This window comes from Pseudomonas sp. 18-147 (genome assembly GCF_051048045.1).
Lineage (GTDB): Bacteria > Pseudomonadota > Gammaproteobacteria > Pseudomonadales > Pseudomonadaceae > Pseudomonas > Pseudomonas aeruginosa.
Genome location: NZ_CP182296.1, coordinates 1,482,086 through 1,501,504, shown reverse-complemented (window position 1 = coordinate 1,501,504; position 19,419 = coordinate 1,482,086). Strand labels below are relative to the sequence as shown.

Below are 19,419 nucleotides of genomic sequence, written 5' to 3'. Positions count from 1 at the left end.
GCCCGCCGCAAGGGACGGACGCGCCCGGGGAACTCAGCTCTCGCTGGTTTCCTCGCTCTCTTCGACGGGCGCCGGCTCCTGCTCCGGCTCGCCTTCGTCGTCCTGCTCGTCGTCCGACTGGCAATACGGGGTCGGGTCCTGCGGCCAGATCGCCTTGCCATTGCCGTCGAGCAACTGTTCGGCGCCGCAATCGGTGGTGGCCACGGTGAAGCGCGGCTTGCCGTTCAGGTCGTACAGTGCGCGCAAGGTTTCCGTCGCCTCGTCGCCAGTGCCGCTGACTTCGTAGCCCAGGATGTAACCCTGCTGCGGATTCACCTCCAGCTTCTGCCAGAGCGCTGGAACCAGCGTGCGTCCCTGGCGATCGAGCAACACGGTGTGGGCAGCGTTGTCCATACCGTCGAGACCTTCCAGGAAACGACCGTCATACGCAGACTGGATGCTGATCAGTTCGTCCGGCTCCAGCAGCATCTTGCCGCTGCGGTCCATCAGGCCCACCACCGGCACCTGGCTTTCCGAACCCATGAAGCTGACGGTCTTCTGCGGCCCGCCCTTCTTCGCCACGACGAACAGGTCGTTGCCCAGCGCGCCGATCTGCGCATAACCCGGCTTCACCCACTCGCTGCCTTCGTCGAGGTTGAAGATGCCGAAGTCGGCGCTGAACAGGCCGGTGCTCACGCCGACGGCAGCCAGGCCGGGCACGTCGACGGTGTAGCCAAGCGCGGTGAGGCCGGCGCTGTCGGCCGAATCGTACTGCGGCTGCACCTTCCAGGCGCCGCTGCGATCGATCAGGCCGTACTTGCCCGACGAGCCATCTTCCATGCGCTGCTGGGCCAGCCCGCCCTGCTTGCCGAAGGCGCCGCAACCGGCGAACTGGGCGGCGATCGCCACCTTGCCCTGGTAGTCGAGGTAGCCACAGGGGCTGTCGTACTTCTCGCGGAACGCGACCAGGCCGTTGGCCGGGGTGCCCAGGTAATCGTAGCTCTTGCCGTCACCGACCACGTCGCCCTTGGCATCCACCAGTTGGGAGCCCTTGCCGATGACGCTGGCGCTCATCACGCCGTCGTGGAGGTCGCCCAGGCTCTCGTAGGCCACGGCCTTCTGTTCGCCGGTAGCGAGGTTGATGATCCACTTCTCCTCGCCACGCTCGGCGCTGATCAAGCCGCCGTGTTCGGCGACGCTGCCGTTGACCAGGGTGGTGTCGTAGAGCGCCTCGGTGAGCTGCTTGCCCTTGGCATCGAGGATGCCGCGCTTGCCATCGATCTCGTAGATGATGAATTCGTTGGCACTGTTGGGGTAGATGTCGTCGAAACGCGGCGCCTGGACTTCCTTGCCCTGGCCGTCGACCACGCCGTACTTGCCATCGCGGACGAAGCCATAGAGGTTGGGGGTGAGCAGCGACAGGGCTTCGCCGATATCGTCGCGCAACACCTTGCCGTCCTTCGCCTGGATCAGGTTCCAGCGCTCCTCGCGCGCCGCCATCAGGGTGCCCTGGTAGGCGCTGGCGACGATATTGTCGTAGTCGTTGTCGAACGGCACGAGCAGCTTGGCGTCCTGGTCGATCACCGCGCACTGGCCGTTGAGGCATAGCGGGATGCTCAGTGCAGCCATGCTCGGTGCGGCCGGTTGCGGCGCGACCGCCGCAGGCTTCGGCGCATCGTCGCCCTGGTTGCAGGCGCTGAGGAGCAAGGTGGAAACGGAGACGGCGAGGGTGTTGCGGCCGATACGCGACAGTCTTTGCATGCGGATATGTTCTCGTATGATCCCTGAGATATGTGTCCAGCCGCGATGCGCGCGACATCGCGGAACGCGGTAGCCTTCCCGACGGAAAGGCGCGGGCATGATGCCCGTGCCGCGGACCGCCTGGCAATGCCCTGATCCCGCGGCTCGGCGACAGGCGGCGCGCTTGCTGGCAGAATCGCGGCTTTCCGCAAACCGCGCAGGTACCGCCCCATGAACGACCGACTGCAGATCGAAGACCTCCTCCTGGGCGACGGCAAGGAGGTAGTGAAGGGTGCGCTGATCACCACCCAGTACAAGGGCACCCTGGAAGACGGCACGCTGTTCGACTCCTCCTACGAGCGCGGCCGGCCATTCCAGTGCGTGATCGGCACCGGACGAGTGATCAAGGGTTGGGACCAGGGCCTGATGGGCATGAAGGTCGGTGGCAAGCGACGGCTGTTCGTCCCTTCCCACCTGGCCTACGGCGAACGGCAGGTCGGCGCGCACATCAAGCCCCACTCCAACCTGCTGTTCGAGATCGAACTGCTGGAAGTGCTCACCCGCGACGACTGAGCCGAGGGACGGCGGCGGCCTCTGGTCGCCCGTGCCGAACCAATGCGCAGGACGAATAGTCGCTCGGCTACCCGCCCTGCACGAAGCCGGTTTCTCTTCTAATCCGCGGGGCGAGCCGCGGAACCCGTGGCAATGGCGCGAGGCAGGCCGTCCAGCGCACGCAGCAGGCAGAACCCCAGGACGGCCCCCGCCGCGCCCGCGACCAGCATCAGGCCGATCGCGCCCGACCAGTCGAAACGGCTGACGATCAGGCCGATCAGCAAGGGGCCGATCACCTGCCCCAGGTAGTTGCCCTGCATTACCCAGCCGATGGCCAGTGGCGTCAGCGAAGGCGCGGGCGAGGCCAGCGGCGCGGTCGCCAGCACGGTGGTGGGGAGCATGCCGGCGACCGCCGAGAAGACGAACCCCAGCGCAATCGCCAGGAGCCCCGGCATCGCGGCATGGAAGAACGCCGCACCGGTGAGTCCCATCAGGATCGCGGTGCTCGCCAGCAAGGCGCCGGGACGTATGCCGCGGGAAAGGATGAAACCCGCCGCGACATTGCCCAGGGCGTTCGCCGCGACGATGGCCGCGCCGATGAGTCCCGCAGTCTCCAGGGCGACACCCAGGCGCTGCATGAGGAACACGGGGAGGAACGTCATCAGGGCGAAGAACTGCAGGTTGTAGGTGGTGAAGCCGAGCGCCAGCAGGGTGATCGCCGGAACCTTGAGCAACGTGCCAAGACCGGCCGGCCTCACGCCTGCCGCCCTGCACCCATCGTCGGCAGGGACGCTGAGCGGCAGCAGCAGCGCCGCGACCAGTACCAGCAGTGCGCTCAGTTGCCAGTCGGCACGCCAGTCCGCGAGCAGCGGCCCGAACAGCATCGAGAGGGCGATTCCGCCTGCCATGAAGGTGCTCCACAGACCGAACACCACGCTGCGCCGCGTCTCGCTGGTGATCCTGTGCAACACGGCGGGCGCCGCTACTACCACGATGAGGAAACCGAGCCCCTCGACGAAGCGAGTGGCAAGCAACCAGGCGAAGTCCTGCATCGACGCACCGAGCAGGCTCGCCCCGCCGAGAATCGCCAGCCCACCGGTCAGCAGCCGGCGATCTCCCCAGCGACGCACCAGGAGGCCGGCGGCGATGCCGCCGAATACGCCGACGAACGGAAAGGCGGACATGATCCAGCTCAGCGCGGCGAGGTCGCCGCCGAAGCTCCGTTGCAGCGACGGCAGGGCGATGGTCGCCTTGCCGACATGCAGGGCAGCGGCGATGCCGGCGAAGATCACATTGGCAACTGCCAGCCATCGCGGGCTGGCCTGGGGGTGCGGACGAGCGGGAGTGGACGGGCTATCCATCGTTGCCTCCGGGCATGGAGTGGCGCCCGGCAAGATCGCCAGACGCTCTGCGCGGATTCTGATAGCTCAAGTTAACTTGAGGTAAAGAGCCCAGGAATCAAACGATGTGTTCCATCGCCCGCACCAATGGCAATCCGGCACGCCCGCTCAGTAGAAGTGCTCGCCGTAGAGGTCCCAGGCATTGCGCCGGGCTGCCCGGCGCAGCTGCTCGGTGTAATCCCGCCGACCGACGGCGGATCGTCCCGAGCTGGCAGCGACAGCTTCGGTCTCGGTGCGGGACGGTTTGTTGCGCGGAGTGTTCAGGGACATGGCGGCGTCACCAGTTCATCCCCGTCGCCGGCCCGCTCAGCAGTGCCTTCGCCATGCCGCGGGCGGACGCCAGGTCCGGCGCCACGCTCACCGGCGGGCCGTAGACAGCCTGCAGCACCGGCGCCAGTTGCTGCAGGTCGGCGAGGTTGTCCGGCTGGCCGTTGGCACTGAGCAGGATGCCCCGGCAATGCTCGACGAAGCGCTGGCGATTTTCCTTGAGCCACAACACCAGGCGCTTGCGCGCCTGCTGGTCGCCTTCAGCTGTTTCCTGCGGGAGCGGCGGATAGACCAGGGCGAAATCGCGCTCGACGGCCAGCAGCGCCTCGACCTCCTCCAACCAGCGCTCGACATCGGCCAGCTCGCGGGGCATCTCGCGGACCTGGACCAAGGGAAAGGCATCGATATCCAACAGGCTCTTAGCGGGGGCATTCATGGGGGGACTCCTGCGGGGAGGCAAGGCGGAGGAATGAGCGGAAGTGCTTGCCAAAACAGTACTGTACGATACAGTTCTTAAATGACCAGCGTCAACCCTAACGAGAAACGCTCTCAGCAAACCGCCTGAAGGCTTGAACGGACCGTCCCGACGGCCCACCATGCGCACCTTCCGACCGCCACCCCGCGAGGCCCGATACCGCTCATGAACGATGCTTCTCCCCGTCTGACCGAACGCGGCAGGCAACGCCGCCGCGCCATGCTCGACGCCGCTACCCAGGCCTTTCTCGAACACGGTTTCGAAGGCACCACCCTGGACATGGTGATAGAACGGGCCGGTGGTTCACGGGGGACCCTGTACAGCTCCTTCGGCGGCAAGGAGGGCCTGTTCGCCGCGGTGATCGCCCACATGATCGAGGAAATCTTCGACGACAGCGCCGATCAGCCGCGCCCCGCCGCCACGCTGAGCGCCACCCTCGAGCATTTCGGCCGGCGCTTTCTCACCAGCCTGCTCGATCCCCGCTGCCAGAGCCTCTATCGCCTGGTGGTGGCGGAATCCCCGCGGTTTCCGGCGATCGGCAAGTCCTTCTACGAGCAGGGGCCGCAGCAGAGCTATCTGCTGCTCAGCGAGCGACTGGCCGCGGTCGCTCCCCACATGGACGAGGAAACGCTCTACGCGGTGGCCTGCCAGTTTCTCGAGATGCTCAAGGCCGACCTGTTCCTCAAGGCCCTCAGCGTGGCCGACTTCCAGCCGACCATGACGCTGCTGGAAACCCGCCTCAAGCTGTCGGTGGACATCATCGCCTGCTACCTGGAACACCTGTCGCAGAGCCCCGCGCAGGGCTGAGCGACGCGCCGTTCAGGCGGAGGGCGGCAGCGCCTGGCCCGGCAGTTCGGTGAGGTGGATCTCGGTGACCAGGGGTTCCTGGCGCGGCAGGGTACGTTCGAGCAGGGGTGAGAAACGCGCCAGCGCGCCGATCAGGTCCCACTGGGTCTCCAGGGCGGCCCCCAGCTCCGAGAGTTCGTTCAGGACCCGATGACCGACCCGTTGCAGGCGTGGCTCTTCGCTCTGGCTGAGCTCCACCGAAAGGTGCGCCAGCATGGTGGTCATGTTGTTCATGTTGCGTGTCGCCAGGACCAGGATATTGGCCAGCAGGGCGACATCGCTGTCAGGCAGGGAGGCGTGGGGAGAACCGGCGTTGGCGTGCATGCGAGCATCCTTTCTCGAAGTGCGGTCCGGAGCGAACGTCGCGGGAGAATAACATCATATTGCCATTACGCAATATCTCCCACGAAACGCTCAGGTTGATTTCCTGATGCCAGGCAGACCGCCAAGGTCGGCAAAGGTTTCCATCAGGTGGGCCGCCAGCGCCTCGCCGCGCCGACGGCCCCGACGGCTCACTGCATTTCCAGGGATTTGCGCGGCGGCGTGCTGCGATGAGCGGCTCGCAGGTACTGCGGCGGCCAGGGCATCTGCTCGTTGCGCAGTTCGTCGGCGGCGTGCAACGGCCAGTACGGATCGCGCAGCAGTTCACGGGCAAGCAGGATCAGGTCGGCCTGACCGGTGCGCAGGATATGCTCGGCCTGCACAGGCTCGGTGATCATGCCCACCGTGCCGCTGGCGATGCCGGCCTCCTTCTTCACCCGTTCGGCGAACTCGGTCTGGTAGCCCGGTCCTACCGGGATTTCCGCATTCGCCGCGGTACCGCCGGAAGACACGTCGATCAGGTCCACGCCCAGGTCCTTCAGGCGCCGGGCCAGTTCCACGGTCTCGTCGGGGTTCCAGCCATCCTCCACCCAGTCGGTGGCGGACAGCCGCACGAATAGCGGCAACTCTTGCGGCCAGGCCTTGCGCACCGCGGCGGTGACCTGCAGAAGCAGGCGGATGCGGTTCTCGAAGCAGCCGCCGTACTGGTCGCGACGCTGGTTCGACAGCGGCGAGAGGAACTGATGCAACAGGTAGCCGTGGGCCGCATGCACCTCCGCGACCTTGAAGCCGGCAGCCAGGGAGCGCTCGGCGGCGCGTACGAAGGCCTGCACCAGCGCCTCGATCTGCGCCTCGCTCAGGGCCTCGGGGGTCGTGTGCTGGGGATCGAACGGGATCGCCGACGGCGCCACCGGTATCCAGCCGCCGTCGCCGATCGGCACGCTGCCGTGCTTGCCCAGCCACGGCCGCCAGGTACTCGCCTTGCGCCCGGCGTGGGCCAGCTGGACCCCGGCGACCGCGCCCTGGGACTCGATGAAACGGGTGATGCGATGCAACGGCTCGACATGCGCGTCGCTCCAGATGCCGAGGTCGTCAGCGGTGATGCGCCCCTCGGGCAACACCGCGGTGGCTTCGACTATCACCAGGCCGGCGCCGCCCACCGCGCGGCTGCCCAGGTGCACGAGATGCCAGTCGTTGGCCAGGCCCTCCTGCGCCGAGTACTGGCACATGGGCGATACGGCGATGCGGTTGGGCAAGGTGATTTGACGCAGGCTAAGAGGCTCGAACAGCAGACTCATGGCAGGACTCCCGGTCGGTCTTGGAATAAGTGCTCACACCTGAACTTTAGACCGGGTTCGCGGAGGCCAACGGCCCAAGCGACATAAAGCAGCCGCCCTCCTGGCGGAAGACGGCTTGAGCGACCCCGACCGGCATTCCTTCCTGGAGTGCCGGCCGGGACCACCGAGCTTACAACGCGCTCGGGCAGGTCACGCCGACGGTGCTGAACGCCCGGGTGACGTCAGCCGCCGAGTAGTTGCGGTTCTGCGCCGAGCGAATCACCCCGCAGGCGCCGCTGTTGTAGTTGCTGGTGGCGGTCCAGTAGTAGCGGTTGGCGTCGACGAACACCTCGAAGGCCTTGCGGGTATCCCAGCCCGGCGAATTGGCCAACAGGTAGAACGCACGGTTGTACACGCCGCTGGAGTGGTGCACGTCGATGCCGTTGTAGTACTGCGACGCGTTGTCGATGGATCGCCCGTCGCGGCTGGGCTGGTCCATGTAGCGCAGCGCACCGCTGCCCTTCTTGATGTCGTAGCCGATCAGGAAGTCGTTCTTGCCGCGCATATAGAACTCGGCAGCCTCGCCGGCCATGTCGGAGAACGCTTCGTTCATTCCGCCTGATTGCCCGCGGTAGATCAGCCCGGAGTTCTGCTCGGTGAAGCCGTGGCTGACCTCGTGGGCCGCCACGTCCAGCGACACCAGCGGATAGAACATGGTGGCGCCGTCGCCGAAGAGCATCGCCGTGCCGTCCCAGTAGGCGTTCTCCACGCTGCGCCCGTAGTGCACCTTCATGTACAGCTTGTGGGTCAGCGGGCTGGTGCCGAACCAGTCCCGGTACAGTTTGAACACCACGCCGCCGAAGAAATGCGCGTCGTTCAGCGGCGAATAGGCGCCGTTGACCTGCTTGTAGGTGTTGGTCGGGCAGGCGAAGCGGAACGGCGTGGTCTTGCTGTCGTCGGTGCTGCTGTTCATGTCGACGGTGATGACGTTGCCGTCGTCCATCTCGCAGCGGTCGTTGACGATCAGCGGACCGTAGTCGCTACCGTAGGTGTACTTGCCGATCTTCTGGTTGCCGCCGGGGCCGCCCGCCTCGGCGTGGGCCAGGCCTTCCCACTGATCGAGCACTTCGCCGGTCTTGGCGTCGATGACGAAATGCGGCCGCGACAGTCCCTCGCCGGGAATCAGGTAGGAGACGTTGTAGACCAGTTGGGCGATGTTGTTCTCGCCCAGGCGGATCACCAGTTCCACTTTGTCATTCTCGGTCTTGCGGCCCTGGGCCTTCAGGCTCTTGGCCTGGGCCAGCACCTGCTCGGCGGATACCGCCGCGGTGGTGCTGCCCGGCAGGTCGGCAGCGATGTTGGCGACGAAATGGCCGCTGCGCTGCGCCGCCACGCTCTTGCCGGGACCCTTGACTTCGGTGATGGCTTCGCCGACCACCCGTACGCCGTTGTGGAATTGCTCGTAGCGGGTGACCTGCTTGCCGTTGGGCAGGGTCGTGCTGCGGATCGCTTTCAGTTCGTCGGCACCGCCAGCGCCGACCGCGGCTTGCAAGGTGACCGGGCCGGGCGCGCCCTGGGCAGCCTTGCTGGGGAGTTTGGACACGTCGATCAGGTCGGCGGCAAAAGCGGCCGGCGAAACACCCATGATCGCAACGAACAACAGGTCAAGCGTAGAAACCTTCTTCATCTTGTTCAGTTCTCCTGGTTTTTTCAGGCCGAAGTACTCGGCCGACGCTTACCGCCGCCTTGTGGGCTGATCGGAACAGCCGTATCAGTCCTTCGGGTAGAAGGAACTGCACTCCCCTGGCTCGGTCCCGTTTTCGACGGTGCTTTCGTGTACCAAAAAGAACCCGCGGCCAAACCTGCCAGAACTGGCAGGTAGCCTTGATTTCGCCGGAAATCTGTATGTTTTCGCTGGAATAGCTAACAGAAAAGCAGGGGGCAGCTAGGTTGCCCGTGGCCCCGTGGCGCGTTCAGCGAGGAGCCATGTGGACGATCATCAACTGCACGCTTTCCTGGCCGCGGAATTCGTTGACGTCGAGTTTGTAGGCCAGTTCGGCCCAGCGCACGGTGGGGTTGGGCCACTGCTCGCGGTCGATGTTGAAGGCAATGCCATCCAGTTGCAGCGAGCCGCATTCGCTTTTCAGCACCAGCTTCAGGTGACGCTCGCCGACGATCCGCTGCTGCACCAGCTGGAACACCCCGTGGAACATCGGCTCGGGAAAGTGCTGGCCCCAGGGACCGGCCTGGCGCAACGCGCGCGCCAGCTCCAGGTGGAACTCCTGGATGCTCAACTGGCCATCGGAGAGCAGGCGCCCGGCCAGGTCCTCCTCGGCCAGTTGGCGGCGTACTTCGGCATCGAAGGCGGCGGAGAAAGCGCCGAAGTTTTCCTGCGGCAACGATAGTCCGGCAGCCATCGCGTGGCCGCCGAACTTGCTGATCAGCCCGGGATGACGGGCGGCTACCGCGTCCAGCGCGTCGCGGATGTGGAAGCCGGGAAGCGACCGTGCCGAGCCTTTCAGGCTGCCGTCGCCGGCATCGGCGAAGGCGATGGTCGGCCGGTGGTAACGCTCCTTCAGGCGCGAGGCGAGGATTCCGATCACGCCCTGGTGCCAGTCGGCGTCGAACAGGCACAAGCCGAACGGCAGTTGCTCCAGGCTCAGCTCCTTGAGCTGCGCCAGCGCCTCGCGCTGCATACCCTGCTCGATGGCCTTGCGGTCCTGGTTCAACTGGTCGAGCTGCACCGCCATGTCGCGGGCCAGCGCTTCGTCGTCGCAGAGCAGGCATTCGATGCCGAGGGACATGTCGTCGAGCCGACCCGCCGCGTTCAGGCGCGGACCGAGGATGAAACCCAGGTCGGTGGAGGTGATCCGTACCGGAGGCCGCCCGGCCACCTCCAGCAGCGCGCGCAAGCCCGGCCGGGCGCGGCCGGCGCGGATGCGCGCGAGGCCCTGGTGGACCAGGATGCGGTTGTTGGCATCGAGCGGCACCACATCGGCGACGCTGCCCAGCGCCACCAGGTCGAGCAGCTCGGCGAGGTTCGGTTCCTTCAGCCCGCGCCGGGCGAACCAGTCCAGCTCGCGCAGGCGCGCCCGCAACGCCAGCATCACATAGAAGATCACCCCGACCCCGGCCATGGCCTTGCTGGGGAATTCGCAGCCCGGCTGGTTGGGGTTGATGATCGCATCCGCCGCCGGCAGTTCCGGGCCAGGCAGGTGGTGGTCGGTGACCAGCACCTTGAGCCCCGCGGCTTTCGCCGCCTGGACGCCGTCCACGCTGGAGATGCCGTTGTCCACCGTCACCAGCAGGTCGGGACGCTTCTCCAGGGCCACGCCGACGATCTCCGGGGTCAGGCCGTAGCCGTACTCGAAGCGGTTCGGCACCAGGTAATCGACCCAGGCCGCGCCGAGCATGCGCAGGGCCAGCACGCCGACGCTGCTGGCGGTGGCGCCGTCGGCGTCGAAGTCGCCGACGATGAGAATCCGCTGGCCGCCCTCCAGGGCGTCCACCAGCAGCGCCACGCCCTCCTCGATGCCTTTCAGCCGCTGGTAGGGAATCAGCCGCGCCAGGCCCTTGTCCAGCTCCTCGGCGCAACGCACGCCACGAGCCGCGTACAGGCGCGCCAGCAATGGCGGAAGGTCGCCGAGATCAGGCAGGGTTTCGGGCAGGGGGCGGGGTTCGATACGCATCAGGTCACTCGTTCGGCTCGACGGAAGGAAACGGCGGCGGCGATCAACGCTCGCCCTGCAGCCACTCCAGCTGCAACTCGTGCTGGCCGTTCTCGTCGGTGACGAACAGGGTGCCCTCGCTGATCATCACGGTCCAGTTGATCGAACGCGGCAGGTCGCGGGACAGGCTCTCCAGGGGTTCCTGGGGCACTGCCGCGACGTTGATGTTCTTCAGGCTGCGCACGCTGTCCAGCACCTTGGTCTGCCAGACCCGCAGGTTGCCATAGGCGAGCAGGCTGAAGCGCTCGCAGCGACGCGAGCACCAAGTGATGCGCTCGGCGTCCGGCTGGCCGACTTCGATCCAGTGCAGGACCCGGCCGTCCAGGCTCTTTTCCCAGAGCGCCGGTTCGTCCACGTCCGACAGGCCACGCCCGAAGGCGATCTGCTCGCCGTACCACAGCACGTAGGCCAGCAAGCGCACGGCCAGGCGCTCCTCGGTCTCGGAGGGGTGCCGGGCCACGGTCAGGCGCAACGTCTCGTAGACCCCGCGGTCCAGGTCGGTGAGGGAAATATCGGCTTTATAGGGCGTGGATTGCAGGGCCATGGGAATACCGGCGTGGGAAGCGAAAGGGCGCAAGTCTAACCTGAAACCCGCCCGCGTGCGGTCCGCCGGCCGACCGCCTGCCCTGCCTTTCTCGCGTCGCTGCCGCTCAGCGCGGGGCGTAGCGGCCCCAGAGTTCCTCGAACTCGCGCCGATAGGCGCCGATCAGCACGGCGTCGTCGGTTACCAGCAGGTTCTCTTCGTTGTTGACGCTGGCGCTGCGGGTCCAGTTGAAACTGCCGTTGAGCAGCCAGGCGCCATCCACCAGGGCGAACTTGTGGTGCATGTGGAAGGGACTGTCGTCGATTCGCAGCGGCACGCCGGCCTCGCGCAGCGCATGGATGTCGCTGCCTTCGTCGAACTGCTTGTCATCGTCGCTGATGATCCGCACCGGAACGCCGCGCCGATGGCAGGCCAGGATTTCCGCACTGAGCTGGTCGTCGGAGATGGTGAACACGCAGATGTCCAGGCTCTGCCTGGCCTGCCGGCACAGTTCGCGGATCTTCCGCCGACACGCCTCGCCGGGACTGAAATAGGCGCTGGCGCGGCTGCGCGGCGGCGCCGCGGTAACCTCCAGGGTGCGCACCACCTGCTCCAGCCACTTCAGGGCGGCTATCCGTTCGCCCTGCTCCTCCAGGAGGACCAGCTCACGCACCAGGTCGAAGGCACGGTTGCGCAGGAAACGCACCTGGTCGGGTGCCAGCTCGCTGCCCAGTTGGCGCAGTTCGTCCCGCTCCTCGTTGCTCAGCTTCAGATCGGCCAGGCTGTCGCGCAGCTGGCGGTCCAATCCGTCGAAGTCCATTTCCCGCTCCTCGTGTCCTCAGGGTTGATCGTTCTCCAGCGGCCTCTGCTCGCCGCCCAGCAACCGGCCCAGCTCGTCGAGGCGGCTGGATATCTCGTTGATGCGGTTGTGCGTGCGCAGGTCGACGTCGATCTTGCGGTCCATCACCTTGATCAGCGGCAGGAAACTGTCCTGCAGGCAGGCGGCAAGGCTCTCCAGCACCTGCTGCACGCCCGGCTGCGCAGGCGCCGTCACCTCGACGTTCAGCGCCGGCGCACCCTGGCCGAGCTGGCGTAATCCAGCCAACAACTCGTCCCAGGGCGCCGGTTGTACCGGCTGGGGTTCGCGAGCCAGGCCACGGACGCTTTCCACAAGGTCGTTGAGCTGCGCAACCAGCCGTCCGCCGACGTCGGCGTCGCTGCCGCCCATGGACTTGTTGCGCAGGAAGTCACGCTTGATCTGCGCCCAGCGCTCGGCCTGCTCGGGGCTCTGGTTGCCGCGCAGTTCGGCGAGCTTCAGCAGGTTCTCCTCGGCTCCGGTGGTCAGCAGTTGCGACTCGCCCTGGTAGTGGTCGGCGATCAGTTGCAGCAGCTCGGCATCGTTCATCACCGCGGAGATCTTCTCCGCCATCTTGTTCATGTTGCGGTAGCTGCCCTGCAGCTTGAACGGCGGCTCGCTGCGGTACTGGTCGGCCTGGGCGGCGCTGGCGATGTACTGCTGGTTGACCTTGAGCACCACGTCGCGCACCTGCATGAGGCGTTGCAGGGTGCTGCTGATCTCGTTGATCTCGGCACCGCTGTAGCCGTGGGCCAGCTCGTTGCTGGAGAACGGCTTGCCCTCGGCCTTGGCGACGAAGCGATAGACGTCGGCCATGTCGCGGGTGGCCAGCGGCGCGAGAACCGGGTTGGAGGTCAGGGCGTTCTCGATGTAGCTGAGGGAGAACGCCTCCTGCATGCCGCTGAGGGTGTCGCCGAGGTTGTAGATGTCGGCGCGGTTGGCGAGCATGTCGGGAATGCGGAAGACCTCGCCGGACTCGGTGTAGGGGTTGCCCGCCATCACCACGCAGAACTTCCGCCCACGCATGTCGTAGGTCTTGGTCCGGCCCTTCCACACCCCTTCCACCCGGCGCGTGCCGTCGCAGAGGGAGATGAACTTCTGCAGGAACTCCGGATGGGTGTGCTGGATGTCGTCGACATAGAGCATCACGTTGTTGCCCATCTCCAGCGCCAGGTTGAGCTTCTCCAGTTCCTGCCGCGAAGTCGCGTCCGGCGCCTGCCCGGGGTCGAGCGAGCGCACCTCGTGGCCGAGGGCAGGACCGTTGATCTTCATGAAGATCAGCCCCAGGCGGTGCGCCACGTACTCCATCAGGGTGGTCTTGCCGTAGCCTGGCGGGGAGATCAGCATCAGCAGGCCCATCAGGTCGGTGCGCTTGTTCTCGCCCACCGTCCCCATCTGCTTGGCCAGGTTGTCGCCGATGACACCCAGGTAGACGTCATTGATCAGCTTGTTGCGAACGAACGAGGACAGCGGTCGCGGCTTGAACTCGGCCAGGCGCAATGCCTCGCGCTCGCGTTCGACGATCTCCTGGCGCAGCGCCTGGTAGCGCCGCAGCCCCGGCAGGAACTGCTGGCGATGGCGACGCAGGCGGCCGAAGAAGTCGTCCACCGCCAGCGCCAGGCCGCGTTCGACGATGCGCGGATGCTCGCCCATCAGGCCGTCGACCTGGAAGCGCAGGTCGACCTCGGTGATCCGTCGTGGCATCTCCTCGTCCAGCAACGAGAGCGCCACCGCCTCGTCCAGGTAGGCCGCCAGCGGCTGGAACTCGGCGTCGCCACATAGTCCGCGCAGCCAGTTGCCGGCCAGTTCCCACTGGGCGGCGGGCCGCTCGCCGAGACGCTCCAGGGTCTGCCGGTAGTCGTCCCATAGACGCGCGCCTTGCAGGCGCAGCTTGAGTCCTTCCTGCAATTGCCGGGCATATTTGCTGAAGGTGAATTCGGGACGCTCGGCGGACAATTCCCAGACCAGGTACTCGGCCGCCTCGTCGATATGCTGCGGGTCCAGCGCGATGGGCTGTTCGGCGAGCAGCGCACGCATCGCCGCGGCCACTTCGCCGCGAAGGGCGAGCAGGCCGTCGTCACGACCGAACATCTGCTGGATGCTGCGGCTGCTGCGTGCCCGCTCGGGCCAGCCGGCGACTTCCCGCTCCTCGCGCCGGCGGCTCCAGAACAGGCTGGCGAAGGCCCGCGCCGAGGGTGCGTAGCGTAGCAGTCCGGCGCTCTCGCGCAACGGCAGCAGGCGAACCAGGATCGCCGCCGCATCGTGGTCGTGAATGCCTTTCTCGTAGCCCTCCTTGTAGCGCGGTGCGGCGAAATCGCGGATCGCCCGCGCCAGCTCGTCCGGCTGCGCCAGCAGCGCCTGCAAGCGCTCCAGGCTGAAGCCATCGCGGCCCGCGTCGGCGGCGGCGAGCACTTCGCCGGCGAGATATTCGGCGCGGTACAGCGTCTCCGATTCGGATTCCAGGTTCACCTGCCAGAACTCGCGCAACTCATCGAGCCGCGGGTCCTGCAGCGGTTCGAGGAAATCGGTGCCGGTCAGGTGCAGGTACAGCGCGTCGCCGCGCGGCATCAGGGTCAGGTCGAGTTCCTGGGTGTTGACGCTGAAGCGGTGGCGCGGGCCCAGGCGGATGACGTCGCCGCCCTCCTCGAACAGCTCGCTCTTGTCGCGCAATGCGCGGACCGCCTGGTCGCGCGCGGCCTTCAGGCGCGCCTCGACGTCGTCGGCCTTGACGCTGTCCTTCAATTCGCGAAGACGTTCGGCCAGTTCGCGCAACTTGAGGATCAGCGGGTCGGCGGCGAAGAACGCGTTCAGTTCCTCCGCCTGGGTGAAGCGCGCGGTGCGTCGTTGCAGGCTGTCGAGAATTCGCCGGGCGGCGTCGAGCAGTCCCTGGGCCTTGCGCTGGCGCTCGTCGAGCAGGGTCTGCTTGTGCGCTTCGAAGGTTTCCAGCAGCTCCTCGCGCTTGGCCAGGATGTCGCCGAGGAACTGCTCATGGTCGCCGAACTGGCTTTCCAGTTCCTCCAGTTGCACCAGCAGGCGCGACAGTTGCTCGTCGCAGCGCTCGGGGTCCTGGGCCTGGGCCAGGGCGTTGGTGATGCCCTGGCCGAACAGTTTGAACTGGGCGCCGAACTGGGCCACGGTCTCGCTCGAACCGAGTCCCTTGCGCCGCTGCTCGGCGCGCGCCTTGGCCTGGTTCAGGCGGGCGTAGATCTCCGAGATCGACTCGATGATGCGGGTCCGCTGGGTCGCGTCGTCGATGCGCAGCGAAGCCATCAGCGAGGACAGCATGTCGAGGTCGCCGGCCATCGCCTCCAGGGCCGCCAGCGGCTCGCCGAGCTGGGCCACGGTCTCGGCTTTCTGCGCCTCGCCATCGAGGCTCTGCAGGCGCTCCAGCAAGGGCTGCAGGGCCTGTTCGCTGGCGAGGAAGGTCGCGGTGGCGGCGGCCACCCGCTCGTGGGCCGCGAGCAGTTCGGCCTCCATGGCGTCGAGTCGCGCCACGTCGATGTAGCGGTACTCGCGGATGGTCAGCAGCAACCCACGCTGGGCGGTGATGCCGTTGAGCCCGTCGACGAACTGCTGCACCCGGTCCCAGCCGTCGGGCAGCAAGCCGGAGAGGAGCGCCTTGTGCCGCTCCTCCGCGTCGACCATCGCCTGGGCCGACTGGCGGCGGATACTTTCGACCTTCTCGTACTCGTCGAGCACCAGCTCGGCGGTCGCCGCCACTTCGCGCAACAGCGGCGCCAAGCCGTCCAGTTGGTCGCTGCCGAGCCAGTGGTAGACGTCGAACAGGCGCTGGGTGTTCTGGCACAGCAGCGAGTAGCGCTGGATCGAAACCGCCGGGGTCTCGATCTCCCGGCACAAGTCGTAGAGGTCGGAGACGCCGCGCACCAGCTCGGCATTGCCGATCCGCCCGAGAAAACCGCTACGCGCCGGTTGGCGGGCCGCGTACTCCTCGGTGCAGAACGGCGTCTGCCAGACCTGCATCGGATGGATGCGGGTCGGTTCCTCGCCTTCGGCGGCGAAGATCACCATGCGCCCGTCCTCCAGGCGCGCGTAGCCGTGGCCGAACAGCGGATTCTGCAACTGGCGGTTGATCAGGTTGTAGGTGAGCAGCACGTTCCGCCCCTGCTCGGGATGGTAGAAAACGTACTGCACGTCCTCGCCGTTGGGCGAGCGTACCGAGCGCTTGAAGCGCATGCCTTCCATGGATTGCTCGAAGGTGCGGTACTCGCCGTTCTGCAGGTAGTAGCCGCCGGGGAAGATGATCCCGTGGTCCTCCGGCAACTGGATGCAGGCCAGGCCGATGGCGTCGATGCGCTCGACCTTGCCGGTCAGGCTGTTGAACACCAGGTAGCGCCACTGCTCCTCGCGATAGGGCAGGACCTTGAGCAGCAGCAGGCTGCCGAGGCGGGCGAACTCAACCTGCGCGTCGTCCAGCGACTGGGTCTTGTCCATCACCTCTTCGCGATAGATGCCCAGGCCGACCTCGGTGTTGTTCTCGACCTTGATGGTCAGGTCGCCGCCAATGGTCTCGACGAACAGGGTGTCGAGGATGTTCAGGTGCGGGAAGCGGCCCTCCACCACCATCTCGCGGGTAGCCCGCTGCCATTCGAAGTCGAACGGTGCCGGCAAGGCGATGTCGCGCTCGCCGCGGTTGTCGATGTAGCGGACTTCGCTGCCGTCGCTGGAGATCGACCAGCGGAACACGCGGATGTCGGTGATCCGCTCGCCGATCTGGAAGCTGGCCAGCAGCTTGCCGTCGCGGATCGCCAGTTGCAGCAGGCGGGTGTTCTTGTAGTAGGTGTAAAGCTCGTTGAAGTCGTTGACGAAGCCCGGCGCGGCGAGAAAGCTGTCCCCCAGTGGCACAGGCTCCGCCTCGTAGCCTTCGCTGCCCTCCACCAGGCGGTAGAGGGAGAACACGTCGGCCACGCCGGTTTCCTTGCGCAGGCCGATGAACACGTTGTAGCCGAACAGCAGGCAATCGCCGACCTGGACGATATCGCGGGCGATGCAGTTGTTCTCGGTACGGATGCGGACCCGGCCGATCACATCCATCTGGCTGTCGCCGAACTCCTCCAGGCGACTGGCGTTGAGCCTTTCGGCGGTCTGCCGCAGGCGCTGGCCCTGCTCCAGCAGGCGCTTGTGCAGCACCTCGTAGGCGCCGCCCTCGGCAACGGCCTTGTCCAATACGTCCTGCGCGGGAGTTGCGGCTTGAGTGTCCGACATCCTGGTCTTCCTGGGTCTACGGCGGTCATCGATGGAAACCGGCCCGAGCGGCCTGCCCCGGGCGCAGCCAACAGGCCACGCCAGGGGCTGCGCCGCTCAGGGCGCGGGCGGAACGCCTCCGCAGTTGGCGGAGGAGGCTGCGGGTCGACTCAGACTTCCGCCGCCGGCTCGTTCTCGTGGCCGCTCTTGCGTTCCGGCATCACCGCAGCGGCTGCGCCACGGCCGTTGAGCAGGCGGGCGAGGACGTCCTGCACCACCGGGCTCTTGCCGACCACACCTTCGATGGCCTTGCCCACCGACAGCGACTTGGCGAAGGAGTTGAAGAAGTCGCCCTCGCCGCCGACGATCTCGATGTTCGCCTTGCCCAGCGCGGTGGCGAGCACCTCGGCCTGGTCCTTGGCGATGTCCTTGTTCGCGGCGATGGCCGCCATGGCCTCCTCGAAGCTCTTCTCCAGCTGCATGCGGAACTCTTCGTGCTGGCGAGCGCTGTCGCTGAGGGCATCCAGGGCGCCGAACTTCTTGCCAAGCCCCTCGGCCTCGGCATTCAGGCGCTGCAGCAGTACTTCCGCTTCCGCGCTGCCCTGGTCCTTGGTGGCCTTGGCCTTGGCCGCGCCGAGCTGCTCCTCGCCGCGCGCCTGGGCGCCGAGCTTCTCGGCCAGCACCTTGGCTTCGGCCAGGCCGTCCTTCTCCTTGGCTGCGGCCTGCGCCTCGAGCACCCGGGCGTCGGCCAGGCCGCGCTCCTCGTCGCCCCTGGCTTCGGCGATCAGTTGTTCGGCACGTACCCGCGCCGCTGCCAAGCCATCCTTTTCCTTAGCCGCAGCGGTGACTTCCAGCACCCGCGCATCGGCCAGTCCCGGCGCTGCGCGCTCGGCCTCGATGCCCTCGGCCAGACGCTTCTTCGCCTCGGCCTGCTTCGACGCCGCTTCCAGCTCGGCCTGCGCCATGGTGTTGATTTCCACCGCCTTGTGCTTGGAGCGGGCCTCGTCGGCTTCCGCCTGCTTGACCTGGCGTACCAGCTCCTGCTCGGCTTCCGCCTGGGCCTGCAGCAGGATCACCTGCTTGACCCGCTCGGCCTCGGAAACCTCGCGCACCTCCTTGATCCGCTCCTCCTCCTGGGCCACGGTCTTTTCCACCGCGACGCGCTCGCGAATCACATTGGCGATGTTCTTGCGCTGCTCTTCCAGCGCCTTTTCCTTCTCGATCTTCTGCAGCTCCACCTCACGCTCGCGGGCGACGATCTCCAGGTCCTTGGCGCGGGTGACCTTCTCCACCTCGATGACCACCGCGCGCTGGCGGTTCTGCTGCGCCACCTCGACCTCGCGCTGGTGGTTCTCGGTGCGCACGTCGATTTCCTGCTGCGCCTGGATCCGCGCCTGCTCGGCCTTCAGCCGCTCCTCTTCCTTGACCCGCGCGGTTTCCGCTTCCTCGCGGGCACGGATGGTCTCGATCTCGCGCTTCTGCCGGGCCTCGGCGTCAGCCTGCTGGCGCTCCAGGGCCAGGGCCGCCTCGCGGGTCTCGACGTTCTTCTTCTTGATCGCCAGCTCTTCGTTGCGCTCCAGTTCGTTGGTGATGACGTTCTGGGTGGCGGTCAGCTCGGTGATCTTGCGGATGCCCTCGGCATCGAGGATGTTGCTCGGGTCCAGCGAGTTCTTCGCGGTCTGCTCCAGGTAGTCGATGGCGACGTCTTCCAGGACGTAGCCGTTCAGGTCGTTGCCGATCACCTCGATGATGCGGTCACGGAAGTCCTGGCGATTCTCGAACAGCTGGACGAAGTCGAACTGCTTGCCGACGGTCTTCAGCGCCTCGGAGAACTTGGCATTGAACAGCTCGTTCACCGCCGAACGGTCGGAAGCACGGTCGACGCCGATGGCCTTGGCCACCTTGAGCACGTCGTCCTGGGTCTCGTTGACCCGCAGGTAGAAGGCAACGGTGATGTCCGCGCGCATGTTGTCGCGGCAGATCAGGCCGTCCTTGCCGCGCCGGTCGACCTCCAGGGTGATCAGCGAGATGCGCATGAACTCCTTCAGGTGGATCACCGGATAGACCAGCGCACCGGTGAAATGCACCTTGGGCGTCGACGACATGTCGTTGACGATCAGCGCGGTGCCTTGCGGGACCTTGATGTAGAAGGCCTTGAACAGGGCCAGCAGGCCCACGACCAGCAGAACAACCAGGCCCACTCCCAGCAGGAGGGGCATCAGCGACGTCATATCCATAGCAGCAGTTCTCCTT

At 66.5% G+C, this 19,419-nt stretch carries 14 protein-coding genes; 2 read left to right on the top strand and 12 right to left on the bottom strand.

The window, feature by feature from the left end:
* Positions 1-33 precede the first annotated feature (33 nt).
* Entirely contained in the window at positions 34-1,740 is a 1,707-nt protein-coding gene (locus ACM0M4_RS07365) for a WG repeat-containing protein (RefSeq protein WP_003113839.1), read from the bottom strand.
* Between the two features lie 210 nt (positions 1,741-1,950).
* Here ACM0M4_RS07365 and ACM0M4_RS07360 point away from each other — a divergent pair, with 210 nt between their 5' ends.
* Positions 1,951-2,292 (top strand): FKBP-type peptidyl-prolyl cis-trans isomerase, encoded by a 342-nt coding sequence (locus tag ACM0M4_RS07360; protein ID WP_003092567.1) that lies wholly within the window; start codon positions 1,951-1,953, stop codon positions 2,290-2,292.
* 98 nt (positions 2,293-2,390) lie between these two features.
* On the opposite strand, the gene ACM0M4_RS07355 is transcribed toward ACM0M4_RS07360, so the two are convergent.
* The 3 genes from ACM0M4_RS07355 to ACM0M4_RS07345 form a co-directional block, all read right to left on the bottom strand.
* Complete coding sequence (locus ACM0M4_RS07355; protein ID WP_016253058.1) at positions 2,391-3,632, bottom strand: MFS transporter; 1,242 nt, start codon at positions 3,630-3,632, stop codon at positions 2,391-2,393.
* Positions 3,633-3,779: 147 nt separating this feature from the next.
* Positions 3,780-3,941, bottom strand: coding sequence for a MexR antirepressor ArmR (gene armR / locus ACM0M4_RS07350; protein WP_003100689.1), 162 nt, complete (start codon positions 3,939-3,941; stop codon positions 3,780-3,782).
* Between the two features lie 7 nt (positions 3,942-3,948).
* Positions 3,949-4,374, bottom strand: coding sequence for a hypothetical protein (locus ACM0M4_RS07345; protein WP_003100688.1), 426 nt, complete (start codon positions 4,372-4,374; stop codon positions 3,949-3,951).
* Between the two features lie 204 nt (positions 4,375-4,578).
* Here ACM0M4_RS07345 and nalC point away from each other — a divergent pair, with 204 nt between their 5' ends.
* Positions 4,579-5,220: an efflux system transcriptional repressor NalC gene (nalC, locus tag ACM0M4_RS07340; protein WP_003100686.1), complete on the top strand. Its 642-nt coding sequence runs from the start codon at positions 4,579-4,581 to the stop codon at positions 5,218-5,220.
* Positions 5,221-5,232: 12 nt separating this feature from the next.
* Here the strand turns inward: nalC and ACM0M4_RS07335 are convergent, their stop codons facing one another.
* The 8 genes from ACM0M4_RS07335 to ACM0M4_RS07300 form a co-directional block, all read right to left on the bottom strand.
* A complete protein-coding gene (locus tag ACM0M4_RS07335) occupies positions 5,233-5,583 on the bottom strand; it encodes a hypothetical protein (RefSeq protein WP_003100685.1) in 351 nt (116 codons plus the stop codon).
* Between the two features lie 188 nt (positions 5,584-5,771).
* The gene (locus ACM0M4_RS07330) at positions 5,772-6,878 is read right to left on the bottom strand and encodes an NADH:flavin oxidoreductase/NADH oxidase (protein WP_003100683.1); all 1,107 of its coding nucleotides are present in this window, start codon (positions 6,876-6,878) and stop codon (positions 5,772-5,774) included.
* Positions 6,879-7,047: 169 nt separating this feature from the next.
* On the bottom strand, positions 7,048-8,544 hold the full coding sequence (lasB, locus tag ACM0M4_RS07325; RefSeq protein ID WP_003113835.1) for a M4 family elastase LasB: 1,497 nt from the start codon (positions 8,542-8,544) through the stop codon (positions 7,048-7,050).
* A 286-nt stretch (positions 8,545-8,830) separates the two neighbouring features.
* Complete coding sequence (recJ, locus tag ACM0M4_RS07320; protein ID WP_221345515.1) at positions 8,831-10,546, bottom strand: single-stranded-DNA-specific exonuclease RecJ; 1,716 nt, start codon at positions 10,544-10,546, stop codon at positions 8,831-8,833.
* Positions 10,547-10,589: 43 nt separating this feature from the next.
* On the bottom strand, positions 10,590-11,129 hold the full coding sequence (locus tag ACM0M4_RS07315) for a YaeQ family protein (protein ID WP_003092594.1): 540 nt from the start codon (positions 11,127-11,129) through the stop codon (positions 10,590-10,592).
* Positions 11,130-11,235: 106 nt separating this feature from the next.
* Positions 11,236-11,928 (bottom strand): phospholipase D-like domain-containing protein, encoded by a 693-nt coding sequence (locus ACM0M4_RS07310; RefSeq protein WP_033936805.1) that lies wholly within the window; start codon positions 11,926-11,928, stop codon positions 11,236-11,238.
* 18 nt (positions 11,929-11,946) lie between these two features.
* Positions 11,947-17,187 carry a DNA repair ATPase gene (locus ACM0M4_RS07305; RefSeq protein ID WP_003453696.1) on the bottom strand — a complete coding sequence of 1,747 codons (5,241 nt, stop codon included), beginning with the start codon at positions 17,185-17,187 and terminating at the stop codon, positions 11,947-11,949.
* A gap of 149 nt (positions 17,188-17,336) precedes the next feature.
* On the bottom strand, positions 17,337-19,403 hold the full coding sequence (locus ACM0M4_RS07300; RefSeq protein ID WP_003113833.1) for a flotillin family protein: 2,067 nt from the start codon (positions 19,401-19,403) through the stop codon (positions 17,337-17,339).
* Positions 19,404-19,419: the final 16 nt, after the last annotated feature.

What these genes read in the sequence shown, in the direction of transcription:
- ACM0M4_RS07365 (WP_003113839.1), bottom strand. Translation starts at nt 1,740, where the DNA reads ATGCAAAGACTGTCGCGTATCGGCCGCAACACCCTCGCCGTCTCCGTT.
- ACM0M4_RS07360 (WP_003092567.1), top strand. Translation starts at nt 1,951, where the DNA reads ATGAACGACCGACTGCAGATCGAAGACCTCCTCCTGGGCGACGGCAAG.
- ACM0M4_RS07355 (WP_016253058.1), bottom strand. Translation starts at nt 3,632, where the DNA reads ATGGATAGCCCGTCCACTCCCGCTCGTCCGCACCCCCAGGCCAGCCCG.
- armR (WP_003100689.1), bottom strand. Translation starts at nt 3,941, where the DNA reads ATGTCCCTGAACACTCCGCGCAACAAACCGTCCCGCACCGAGACCGAA.
- ACM0M4_RS07345 (WP_003100688.1), bottom strand. Translation starts at nt 4,374, where the DNA reads ATGAATGCCCCCGCTAAGAGCCTGTTGGATATCGATGCCTTTCCCTTG.
- nalC (WP_003100686.1), top strand. Translation starts at nt 4,579, where the DNA reads ATGAACGATGCTTCTCCCCGTCTGACCGAACGCGGCAGGCAACGCCGC.
- ACM0M4_RS07335 (WP_003100685.1), bottom strand. Translation starts at nt 5,583, where the DNA reads ATGCACGCCAACGCCGGTTCTCCCCACGCCTCCCTGCCTGACAGCGAT.
- ACM0M4_RS07330 (WP_003100683.1), bottom strand. Translation starts at nt 6,878, where the DNA reads ATGAGTCTGCTGTTCGAGCCTCTTAGCCTGCGTCAAATCACCTTGCCC.
- lasB (WP_003113835.1), bottom strand. Translation starts at nt 8,544, where the DNA reads ATGAAGAAGGTTTCTACGCTTGACCTGTTGTTCGTTGCGATCATGGGT.
- recJ (WP_221345515.1), bottom strand. Translation starts at nt 10,546, where the DNA reads ATGCGTATCGAACCCCGCCCCCTGCCCGAAACCCTGCCTGATCTCGGC.
- ACM0M4_RS07315 (WP_003092594.1), bottom strand. Translation starts at nt 11,129, where the DNA reads ATGGCCCTGCAATCCACGCCCTATAAAGCCGATATTTCCCTCACCGAC.
- ACM0M4_RS07310 (WP_033936805.1), bottom strand. Translation starts at nt 11,928, where the DNA reads ATGGACTTCGACGGATTGGACCGCCAGCTGCGCGACAGCCTGGCCGAT.
- ACM0M4_RS07305 (WP_003453696.1), bottom strand. Translation starts at nt 17,187, where the DNA reads ATGTCGGACACTCAAGCCGCAACTCCCGCGCAGGACGTATTGGACAAG.
- ACM0M4_RS07300 (WP_003113833.1), bottom strand. Translation starts at nt 19,403, where the DNA reads ATGGATATGACGTCGCTGATGCCCCTCCTGCTGGGAGTGGGCCTGGTT.